The sequence below is a fragment of the uncultured Anaerococcus sp. genome (genome assembly GCF_947253225.1).
GTDB lineage: Bacteria > Bacillota > Clostridia > Tissierellales > Peptoniphilaceae > Anaerococcus.
Genome location: NZ_CAMXYR010000050.1, coordinates 1 through 10,664, shown reverse-complemented (window position 1 = coordinate 10,664; position 10,664 = coordinate 1). Strand labels below are relative to the sequence as shown.

The 10,664-nt window shown below is 34.3% G+C and carries 8 protein-coding genes and 1 pseudogene; 1 reads left to right on the top strand and 8 read right to left on the bottom strand.

Annotated elements, in window-relative coordinates; translation table 11 throughout:
* The 8 genes and pseudogenes from Q0W95_RS06260 to murB all read right to left on the bottom strand — a co-directional run.
* Nucleotides 1-509: pseudogene (locus tag Q0W95_RS06260) on the bottom strand (23S rRNA (uracil-5-)-methyltransferase RumA); the annotation flags it as partial.
* The gene (gene pyk / locus Q0W95_RS06255; RefSeq protein ID WP_297790979.1) at nucleotides 509-2,281 is read right to left on the bottom strand and encodes a pyruvate kinase; all 1,773 of its coding nucleotides are present in this window, start codon (nucleotides 2,279-2,281) and stop codon (nucleotides 509-511) included. The pseudogene Q0W95_RS06260 and the gene pyk, both read right to left, overlap by 1 nt.
* A gap of 12 nt (nucleotides 2,282-2,293) precedes the next feature.
* On the bottom strand, nucleotides 2,294-3,253 hold the full coding sequence (gene pfkA / locus Q0W95_RS06250) for a 6-phosphofructokinase (protein WP_297790977.1): 960 nt from the start codon (nucleotides 3,251-3,253) through the stop codon (nucleotides 2,294-2,296).
* A 9-nt stretch (nucleotides 3,254-3,262) separates the two neighbouring features.
* Entirely contained in the window at nucleotides 3,263-6,712 is a 3,450-nt protein-coding gene (locus Q0W95_RS06245) for a DNA polymerase III subunit alpha (RefSeq protein ID WP_297790975.1), read from the bottom strand.
* 9 nt (nucleotides 6,713-6,721) lie between these two features.
* Nucleotides 6,722-7,624: a DNA-binding protein WhiA gene (gene whiA / locus Q0W95_RS06240; RefSeq protein ID WP_297790972.1), complete on the bottom strand. Its 903-nt coding sequence runs from the start codon at nucleotides 7,622-7,624 to the stop codon at nucleotides 6,722-6,724.
* 11 nt (nucleotides 7,625-7,635) lie between these two features.
* The gene (locus Q0W95_RS06235) at nucleotides 7,636-8,355 is read right to left on the bottom strand and encodes a tyrosine-protein phosphatase (protein ID WP_297790969.1); all 720 of its coding nucleotides are present in this window, start codon (nucleotides 8,353-8,355) and stop codon (nucleotides 7,636-7,638) included.
* Nucleotides 8,349-9,197 carry an RNase adapter RapZ gene (gene rapZ / locus Q0W95_RS06230; RefSeq protein WP_297790967.1) on the bottom strand — a complete coding sequence of 283 codons (849 nt, stop codon included), beginning with the start codon at nucleotides 9,195-9,197 and terminating at the stop codon, nucleotides 8,349-8,351. The genes Q0W95_RS06235 and rapZ overlap by 7 nt, the downstream gene beginning before the upstream one ends.
* Nucleotides 9,197-10,099, bottom strand: coding sequence for a UDP-N-acetylmuramate dehydrogenase (gene murB, locus Q0W95_RS06225; protein WP_297790965.1), 903 nt, complete (start codon nucleotides 10,097-10,099; stop codon nucleotides 9,197-9,199). Before murB ends, rapZ begins: the two co-directional genes overlap by 1 nt.
* 195 nt (nucleotides 10,100-10,294) lie before the next feature.
* On the opposite strand from murB, the gene rpmB reads away from it, so the two are divergent.
* A complete protein-coding gene (gene rpmB, locus Q0W95_RS06220; RefSeq protein ID WP_297790963.1) occupies nucleotides 10,295-10,483 on the top strand; it encodes a 50S ribosomal protein L28 in 189 nt (62 codons plus the stop codon).
* The last annotated feature ends 181 nt before the right edge of the window (nucleotides 10,484-10,664 follow it).

Sequence of the window (10,664 nt, the reverse complement as noted above, 5' to 3'; positions counted from 1 at the left end):
TCTATACTCAAATCTTGAATTTCTGATAAATTATTTCGTATGTGGTCATTGGCAAGTATACAATCATTGATTCTAACCAAATCGTTTGATGCTTGTTTATTGTAGGCTAAGTTTCCATGTTGGTCAACTTGCACCCTAATTTTATTTCTATATCCATATTTTTTGCTTGCAATAATTTCTATATTATCGAGATTTATACCACAAGTTTTCTTTATGGCATTTTTTATTAGGTTTACTTTAAGGTCTAGTTGTTTTGAATAATTTATATCCATAATAGTACAACCCCCACATTCATAATAATATGGACATGGAGGTTGTGTATAATAAGGGCTTTGTGAAGTTGTTTTTATTTTTTTTGCTTCTATGAAATTTTTCTTTTCATTAGTTATTTCAATGTCGCAGGTTTCTCCAAAGCTAGCATTTTCTATAAAGTAGACTTTGGAGTTTTCTTTTCCAACTCCTCTCCCATCTTGTAGGATATCAATTATCTTAATATCTTTTACGAGCATTAGATAACTTTAGTTTCTCCTTTGTAAATTACTCCACCAATTGGATCTACAGTTATTATTTCGCCTTCTTCTACAAGGTTTATTACATTTGTAGCACCAACTACTGCTGGGATTCCGAAGTGAACTGCTGCTACTGCTGTATGACTTGTTAGTCCACCAGTTTCTGTTACAACAGCAGATGCCTTTTCGATATATTCTGTTATATCTGCATCTGTAAATTTAGCAACTATGATGTCTCCTTCTTCAAATTTTCCCTCAAGTTCTTTTTTGGTTGAGCCAATCACAACTTTTCCTGATACTGACTTACTTCCAATTCCTGTTCCATTTGTTAGGATATCTCCAATAATATGAACTTTAATTAGGTTGCTTGTTCCTGATACTCCTAGAGGAATTCCAGCAGTTACAACTGTTAGATCACCTTCTTCTACATATTCTTCAGCAAGTGAACCTACTATAGCTCTTTCTATTAGCTCATCAGTTTCTGTTGCCTCTTGGATTACGATTGGATATACACCCCATACAATTGAAAGTTGTCTAGCAACTCTATCTGAAATTGTTGCAGCTATAATATTTGTTTTTGGTTTGAATTTTGAGATAATTCTTGAAGTATTACCACTTGCTGTACAAGAAATAATTGCTTTAGCATTTAGCTCTTCTGCAATATTTTTAGTAGATCTTGCAATTGAGTTTGTTGTTGTATTAGCAGAGTGAATTTTAACATCGTAGATGTTTTGGTAGAAGTCATCTGATAGCTCTGTTGTAATACAAATATTTCTCATAGTCTTAACTGCTTCTATTGGATATTTTCCTCCAGCAGTTTCTCCTGATAGCATTACACAGTCAGTACCATCAATAATAGCATTGGCAACGTCAGTAGTTTCAGCTCTTGTTGGTCTTGGATTTCTAATCATTGAGTCGAGCATTTGTGTTGCGGTAATAACTGGTTTTGCAGCATCGTTACATTTTCTTATGATTTCTTTTTGTACTATTGGAATAAGCTCTGTTCTAATTTCAACACCAAGGTCTCCTCTGGCAACCATAATTCCATCACTAGCTTCAATAATTTCATCGAGATTATCAACACCTTCTTGGCTTTCAATTTTAGAGATGATTTTGATATCTTCTCCACCGTGATCTTCCAATACTTTTCTTATATCATAAACATCTTCTTTTTTACGAACGAATGATGCTGCTATAATATCAATGTCGTTTTCAATACCGAATTTAATATCATCAACATCTTTTGGTGTAATAGCTGGAAGGTTAGTCTTTGATCCTGGAAGGTTAACTCCCTTATGGTCAGATAGAATTCCGTTGTTTAATGCCTTGCATACAACATCTGTTCCATCTTTGATTTCAAGAACTTCAAGTTGTACAAGTCCATCGTCTATATAAATTTCACTACCTACAGACACGTCTTTTGGAAGTCCATCATAAGAAACAGACACTATTGATTGATCTCCTTCAACATCTCTTGTAGTAAGAGTGAAGATATCACCAGGTTTTAGGAAAATTTCATCAACTTTGAAATTTCCTGTTCTTATTTCTGGACCCTTGGTATCAAGCATGATAGCTACAGGTACATTTAATTTTCTTCTAATTCTTCTAATAGTTTTTATCTTAGCTAGGTGTTCTTCATGAGTTCCGTGTGAAAAGTTAAGTCTTGCAACGTTCATACCGTTGTTAATCAATTCTTCAAGAACTTCTGGTTTTTCACTAGCTGGTCCTATTGTACATACAATTTTTGTCTTTTTTAAAATATCAGGTTTCATTATTAATTACTCCTATCTTGATAAAGAATTTGCAAGCTCGTAAAGTCTTTCATTAAATTCAGAACTTTTGCTTGTAGCTTCATCTATACTAACTTCTATTATTTGTCCATCCACATATCCAATGGCAAGATTGGTTTTTTCCTCTTGGAGAAGGGTAACCGCTCTAGATCCCATCAAAGATCCCAAAAGCCTATCAACAGCTGATGGGGAACCACCTCTTTGAACATGGCCTAAGATTGTAACTTTGGTTTCAATTCCAGTTTTTTCCTCAAGCTCTTTAGCTAAAGAATATGGATCACCTACACCCTCTGCCAAAGTGATTAGGTGGTGGAGTTTTCCTCTCTTCTTTCCGTGCTCCATCTTATCAATGATTTCGCCAATTGAGAAATTATGTTCTGGTACTATAATTGATTCCGCTCCACCAGCTAGACCTGAAAACAATGCTAAATCTCCACAATTGCGGCCCATAACTTCAATTACAACTGCCCTACCGTGAGAACTTGATGTGTCTCTTAGCTTTCCGATAGCGTCTGTTACAGTTTCAATTGCTGTGAAAAATCCAATAGTAAAATCTGTATATCCCATATCATTATCGATTGTTCCAGGGATTCCTATTGTTTTAATTCCTAAATCAGATAAAGCTTTTGCTCCCTTGAAGGATCCATCTCCTCCTATTACTATTAGGCCTTCAATCCCATAATCGCTAAGGATTTGAGCACCTCTTTTTTGTCCCTCTGGTGTTTTAAACTCCATGCTTCTTGCAGTACCAAGAATAGTACCACCCTTGTGGATAATATCTGCTACTGAGGAAACATTCATCTCATAAATATCTCCTTGCATAAGTCCGTCATAACCATTTCTAATACCTTTAACACGCATTCCACTATTCAGTGCTGTTCTAACAGCAGCCCTAATAGCAGAGTTCATGCCTGGAGCATCTCCTCCACTTGTTAGTATTCCTATAGTCTTCATAACAACTCCTTAAGTAATCTTAACATTTTCTTTTCCTAAAAACTCTTCTAATACTTTAATGCTTTTTTCATTAATATCAAACCATAATTTTTTATCAAGTCGGACAGATTTTTCCTTATCCTCAAAGTAAATTACGACTGGAACCTTGCCCCTATTTTGTACTAGAATGTTTCTTATATCATTATACCTTAAATATTGGGTTTTTAAGTATAATGTTTTGAGATTAATTTTTTCTATATCAATAAATTCTGACGTTATTAATTTTACATCCCTTTCATCAATTTGTAAATTTCCTCGCACTATAACTGTATTATCCTCATCCAAGAGAGTCCTATATTTCTTGTAAACTTCTGGGAAAATCACAATTTCTATACTACCATACATATCTTCAAGGCTTGCAAAACTCATAAGTTGACCCTTTTTAGTCATAATTTCCGACTTTTCAGTAATAACACCTGCCATGGTAACAGGCTTTCTATCAAGCCTTTGGATTTCAACTTCATTCATAGTTTCCTTATAAGAGGTAGAAAAATTCACTTCTCTATCAAGAACTTCCTTAAATTCTGATAGAGGATGGTCGGATATATAAAAACCTAGGACTTCCTTTTCTAGCTTCAACTTGGTCTTCTTATTATATTCTTTAATTTTTTTATAACCTAAATCTTCTTTTTTATCATTTTCAGCAAAACCATCAAGAAGATTCATCTGTCCCTTGAGATTAATCTTCCTATTTTCATGAACAGAATCCATAGCCTTTTCATAATATCCAATCAGCGATGCTCTGGTGTTGCCCAAACTATCAAAAGCTCCTGCCTTTATCATAGAATCTAGTCCTTTTTTATTAAGGCTTCTTGAGTCAACTTCATCAACTCTTTGGAGGAACTCGTCAAAATCTTTAAACTTTCCTGCTTTTTCTCTGGCACTTATTATGGAATTAATCATATTTATGCCTACATTTTTGATTCCAGATAAGCCAAAAATAATTTTTCCTTCTTCAACTTTAAATTCTGCTAAAGATTTATTGACATCTGGAGCTAGAACTTTTATACCTAAGTTTTTACTCTCATTTACATAAAGATAAAGCTTAGATGATGAATCCATCACAGAAGATATGAGATTTGCCATATATTCTTCAGGAAAATAATGCTTGAGATAGGCAGTTTGAACTGCAACAAGTGAATAAGCCGCTGAGTGAGATTTATTAAAGGCATACTTAGCAAAAGATATCATTTCATCATAAATAAGGTTTGCTGCCTTTTCATTAACTCCATTTCTTAGGCACCCTGGAATTTCAATTTTGCCATTTTCATCAACCTTTCCATTTATAAAAATATCCCTATTTTCTTCCATAACGCTCATTTTCTTTTTTGACATTGCTCGTCTAAGGTTGTCGGCTTCTCCTAAAGAATATCCAGCAAGTTTTTGAACTATCTGCATAACCTGCTCCTGGTAAACGATTATGCCATAGGTTACGTCAAGGATTGATTTGAGAGCTGGGTCAATAAAACTTACATCCTTTGGATTATTTTTATTGTGGATATATTTTGGAATTTCATCCATTGGCCCTGGTCTAAAAAGAGAATTTGCTGCTATCAGATCATCAAAAACTGTTGGTTTTAGATTTTTTAAGAAATTTCTCATGCCAGCAGATTCGAATTGAAAGATTCCAATTGTTTTCGCATTATTAAACTGGTCAATTACATTTTTGTCATTAACATCTATTTTTGTTAAATCTACTTCTATCCCTCGATATTTTTTAACATCCTTAATTGTGTTTTTGATTACTGTTAGGTTTCTAAGTCCCAAGAAATCCATCTTTAGAAGTCCCAGTTCTTCAATTTCAGTCATATCAAATTGAGTAACCACAAGGTCGTTAGAAAGAGCTAGAGGAATTATATCAGTAAGTTTTTCTTTAGAAATTACTACCCCAGCAGCGTGGATTGAAGTGTGCCTTGGTAGACCCTCAACCTTTCTTGCCGTATCTATCAATCTTTTAGCCTCTGGGTCGCTATCATAAATTTCTTTAAACTTACTTGAAGTATCAAAGGCTTTGTCTATGGTCATCCCGATAGTTGTTGGTATCATCTTAGCAATCTTATCTACCTTAGCATAACTTATATCAAGAACTCGCCCCACATCTCTTATTGCATTTCTAGCTTGCATTCTACCAAAAGTTACAATTTGAGAAACATGGTCTTTGCCATAAAGTTCATTCACATATTCCACAACGCGATCACGAAGAACATAGTCAAAGTCTATATCTATATCAGGCATTGACACCCTCTCAGGATTTAAAAATCTTTCAAAAATTAAATTATATTTTATCGGATCGATCTGAGTTATATCAAGTGCAAAGGATACAATAGAACCAGCGGCAGACCCTCTTCCTGGCCCAACAGCTATATCATTTTCTCTAGCATATCTTACAAAGTCCCAAACAATAAGAAAATAATCAACATATCCCATATTATTGATAACATCAATTTCTAAGTCGGCCCTTTTTCTTATCTCATCACTTATACTTCCATATTTTTTAATAAGACCTTCATCTACAAGTTTTTTCAGATAGGATAGGTTAGTAAATCCCGCCTCAATTTTCGGAAAAAAAGGAAGGTGAGGTTCATGGAAGGTAAATGTTACATTACACATATCAGCAATTACTTGGGTATTGGAAATTGCTCCTTCATAAGATGAGAAAAGCTCTGCCATTTCATCAAAACTTTTTAGGTAGAACTCGCTAGTTGGCATCTTCATCCTATCCTCATCTTTGATTAGTTTTCCTGTCTGGATACATTGAAGAACATCTTGATAATAGGCATCTTCCTTATTTACATAGTGGAGGTCATTGGTTGCAACTAATGGTATATCCAGGTCTTTATGAATTTTTAATAGACCAGCATTGACTTGGTTTTGCTCTTTTATTCCGTGATTTTGCACTTCCAAAAAATAATTCCCCTTACCAAAAACTTTTTCATATTTTTGGACAGTTATCTTTGCTCCTTCATAATCATTTTCCAAAAGTCTTTGACTTACTTCCCCATTAAGACAAGCTGACAGAGCGACCAAGTCTTTGGAATGTTTCTTTATAAAGTCAAAGCAAACCCTGGGCTTGTAATAAAATCCATTGACGTAGGCTTCAGAAACTATCTTTATCAAATTCTTGTAGCCATGATTATTCTTAGCTAGAAGGATGAGGTGGTAGTACCTCTTATTAGTAGAATCCTTGATTGTATGATTCTTCTCACTAACATAGACTTCACAACCTATAATTGGTTTAATTCCACGTTTTAGAGCTTGCTTATAAAATTCAATAACTCCGTACATCTCACCATGGTCGGTTATGGCGATAGAATCCATTCCCAAGTCCTTACACTTATCCAAAAGAACGTCAATTCTTGAAAATCCATCCAAAAGGGAATATTCGGTATGCACATGGAGGTGGGTAAATTTTTCTTGCATAGTTGCTCCTTAAAGGTCTTCTGCCATCTTGATAAACTTCTGTAATCTATAATTAACCTTTGCCTTTGTCATTGGAGGATCCATCATCTCTCCAATTTCTTCTATTGAAACATATGGATTTTCCAGGCGAATACTTGCTATATCTCTCATATCACAAGATAGTTTATCAGCTATATCTGACGCTAAAACTTCTCTAATAGCATCTACCTGTCTTAAAGATGCCTTCACAGTCCTATCAATATTTGCCTTATCAAAATTAGTTTGCCTATTAATATTATTTCTTATAGACTTCATCGCCCTTACATTTTCAAGCTCAAAAAGAGACCTGTTTGCTCCAACAATAGCCAGAAAATCGGATATCTTATCCGAATCCTTGATATAAACTATGTAATAATCACCCCTATCATTAACCTTGGCATTTAGGTCAAAGGTATCCATAGACTCTTTAATTAACCTAAATTCATTTTTTTCTCTAGCAATTATTTCAAGATTGTAGCCTCTTTGGGGGTCATTTATAGAACCCTTATAAATAAAGGCGATTTTAAGAAAGGACTTGATATCATCAAGGGAAACATCTTCTATATCAGAAAAGTTATCAATAAAACCCTTAGATTTTTCATCAATTATTTCCTCAGAAATCCTACTGTCTTCCACAAGCACTGTAAAAATCCTGTCCTTATCCTTGTATGATTTGTCAAAAATCTCAAAGGTTGATGAATAATCGTAAAGATCTTTTATTAAATTATATATATATCGGGCGTAGGCATTGGAATCAGTTTCGAACTTGATATTATAACCTCCCCTATTTATCCTAATAGAACCGATAAAATGTATTATGGCAAGGAGCTCGCCCATCCTTGATATGGGTTCTCTTTTCAAAATTTCCTTCTTACACCTTTGAGAAAAAGACATGGGTTACCTCCCTAGCCTACTATTTTTCTTCTTACTCTTTCTATAACTTCCTCACTTACCCCTGCCTTCATAAGATAGGCATCAAATGAGCCATAATTTTTAAGTACATACTCATAGGCCTCTTTCATATAAAAAGGACTTGTAATTCTAAAGATAGAAAAAGGATCTTTTTGATCAAGGTCGATGTAACCAAGGTGGGCAGAGCTAACTTCATAATCTGCTATGATATCTTCTTTAGAAACATCCGCAAGTCCCATAAGAATCATAGAGATTATCCCAGTCCTATCCTTACCTTCTTGACAATGAAAAAGACATCCACCATCATCCCTAGCAAAAATCTCCATAATTTCTCTAATAGCTGAGTAATTGTCAATAAGATTTGAATAAGTGCCACCAACAGTTACCTCCTTATTCAATACTCTGCCCATATCAACTTTGCTAAATTCTCTATCTCCAGCCAAAGAGACATTGTAGTAAGAAAAATTCTCCTTAATCTTTCGGATACTTTCCTTATCCTCATCAATTTCTCCCTTTCTCCTAAGGTCGACTATAGAAGTTATGCCTAAATCCATCAAATAAGAAAGGTCATCAATTTTTGCTCCATCTAAGGTCGCTGTCCTTATAAATTTCTGCCAATTAGTAGCACTTCCTGAAATGGTCGGAACTCCACCAAGGTCTCTTGCATTTTTTATATTCTTGAGGGGTAATCTTTTTAAGTATTGTTTCACCATCTATCCTTCTCTCTATGTTTCTTAATTATTATATAATCCTCATTCTCTAACCTCTTGTAGAGCCTTTCTACCATATAAACAGACCTATGTTGACCCCCTGTGCACCCTATGGCAATTGTAAGCATATCCTTACCTTGACTTACAAATTCTGGAATTAGTTTGTTAATCATCTTACAAACATCTTCTTCAAAATCTTTGACTATTTCAAATTTGTCTAGGTAAGCCTTAAGCTTTTCACAAGTTCCATTCAAGGACTTTAACTCTGCAATGTAGAATGGATTTGGTATAAATCTCATATCAAAAACAAATTCAAAGTTATCGCTTAGCCCATACTTGAAACCAAAGGATACTAGATTTACAATCATCTTATCCTTCTTGGCTGAAGCCTCTTCAATAACTCTCTTTAACTCTGCTATCTTGTAGGAAGTTGTATCAATAAACCTATCTGATATCTTTCTAATAGGCTCTAGGAGTTTTTTCTCCTTGGCTATTCCCTCGGCTACATCACCATACTCACCTAGGGGATGAGGTCTTCTCAGTTCATTATATCTTTTGAAAATAACTTCATCAGATGAATACAAGTAAATAATTTCTGTATCTATATTAAAATTCTTAAGTCTTAGAAGGGATTTGCAAAGGTCTTTAGTTATCGAAAAGGACCTAAAATCTATAACCACCGCCATCTTTTCTATTGGGTTTTCTTGGTTAGCATTTAATTCTATAAACTTTTCTATTAAATATGCTGGAACATTGTCCATGGCATAATAGCCCATGTCTTCATAAGCCCTTAGGGCAGTGGTCTTGCCAGATCCACTAAGTCCTGTGATAACCTTTAGCTTCATCAAATTTCTCCAATAAGTTTAACTTCTCTCTCTAAAACGAAACCTGTTTTCTCACTAACAATCCTTGATACTTCCTCAATAAAGCTAAGCATATCAGTGCAAGTTGCCTTGTCAACATTGATAATAAAACCACAATGTTTCTCGCTAACCTGACATTCTCCTACCCTATATCCACGAAGACCACACTCATCAATTAGCTTTGAAGCATAAGAACCTGCAGGTCTTTTGAAAGTTGACCCAGCAGATTTCCTGTCAAGGGGTTGCTTGCTTATTCTTCTGTTGGTAAAGTCTTGGTATTTTTCGATTATTTCATCATAATTACCAGCCTTTAATTTAAAACTTGCAGAAGAAACTATTAAGCCTTGCTCAAAAATTTTAGAATGTCTATAAGAAAAATGCATATCTGAATTTGTAAACTCATATTCATTTCCCTCAAAATCGAAGGCTTTTACCAAAATACAAATATCTTTAATCTCTCCCCCATAGGCTCCCGCATTCATTGCTACAGCACCACCAACAGAACCTGGTATTCCAGAAATCTCCTCCATCCCACTGAGGTGATTTTCTATAGCACATAAGGCCGCTTCATTAAGACTAGTACCAGCAAGAGCAGATAAGACTTCCCCTTCAACAGTTATATTGGAATAATTATCGGCAAGAACAATAACCGTCCCCCTAATTCCCTTATCACTAATTAGAAGATTTGAGCCTCTGCCAATAACTGTTGTCTTAATAGCGAATTTATGATTAATTTTTAAAATATTTCTAAGTTCATCTTCACTTGTTGGCTTGACCAAGACATCAGCCTTTCCACCAATTCCAAAAGTTGTGTAATCCTTTAGCGGATGGTCATAAAAAACTTCTCCCACCTTAACATTTTCGTATATAGATTTATAGTCCATATTACCTCCTAAGATTCATCTAAATCTCTTGTAATTCTATGAAAGATTATACTCTAAATCCATCCAATAACTATCATTAATACATAAATAAAGCAAATCCTAAAACAAATATTCATGCTTCCAATAAAAAAATTTGTAATTTTGCCCAAACTTTGGTAAAATAATAAGGATTAATAAAAGCTAGGAGGTGTAAAAATGGCAAGATCATGTGATATCTGCGGTAAGGGAACAAAGTCAGGTAAATCTGTAACATTCTCTCATAGACAAATTAATAGAACATTCAAAGCAAACGTGCATAAAGTAAAAGCTTTAGTAGATGGAACACCTAAAACAATCAACGTATGTACTAAATGTCTAAAAAGCGGTAAAGTAGAAAAAGCATAATTGCAAAATGCTTTTTTATAATTAAATAAGATATAACAACCACTGGCAAGTCAGTGGTTATTTTGTTTGAAATCCTCACCTACTAGGGTGAGGTATTTTTTAAATTTCACTCACAAAATTAATGCAAACTCTAAATGAATAGAAATCCTTAATTTCCATGTAAGAAACTATCTTATAATAC

What these genes read in the sequence shown, in the direction of transcription:
- rpmB (WP_297790963.1), top strand. Translation starts at nt 10,295, where the DNA reads ATGGCAAGATCATGTGATATCTGCGGTAAGGGAACAAAGTCAGGTAAA.
- whiA (WP_297790972.1), bottom strand. Translation starts at nt 7,624, where the DNA reads ATGTCTTTTTCTCAAAGGTGTAAGAAGGAAATTTTGAAAAGAGAACCC.
- murB (WP_297790965.1), bottom strand. Translation starts at nt 10,099, where the DNA reads ATGGACTATAAATCTATATACGAAAATGTTAAGGTGGGAGAAGTTTTT.
- Q0W95_RS06235 (WP_297790969.1), bottom strand. Translation starts at nt 8,355, where the DNA reads ATGGTGAAACAATACTTAAAAAGATTACCCCTCAAGAATATAAAAAAT.
- Q0W95_RS06245 (WP_297790975.1), bottom strand. Translation starts at nt 6,712, where the DNA reads ATGCAAGAAAAATTTACCCACCTCCATGTGCATACCGAATATTCCCTT.
- pyk (WP_297790979.1), bottom strand. Translation starts at nt 2,281, where the DNA reads ATGAAACCTGATATTTTAAAAAAGACAAAAATTGTATGTACAATAGGA.
- pfkA (WP_297790977.1), bottom strand. Translation starts at nt 3,253, where the DNA reads ATGAAGACTATAGGAATACTAACAAGTGGAGGAGATGCTCCAGGCATG.
- rapZ (WP_297790967.1), bottom strand. Translation starts at nt 9,197, where the DNA reads ATGAAGCTAAAGGTTATCACAGGACTTAGTGGATCTGGCAAGACCACT.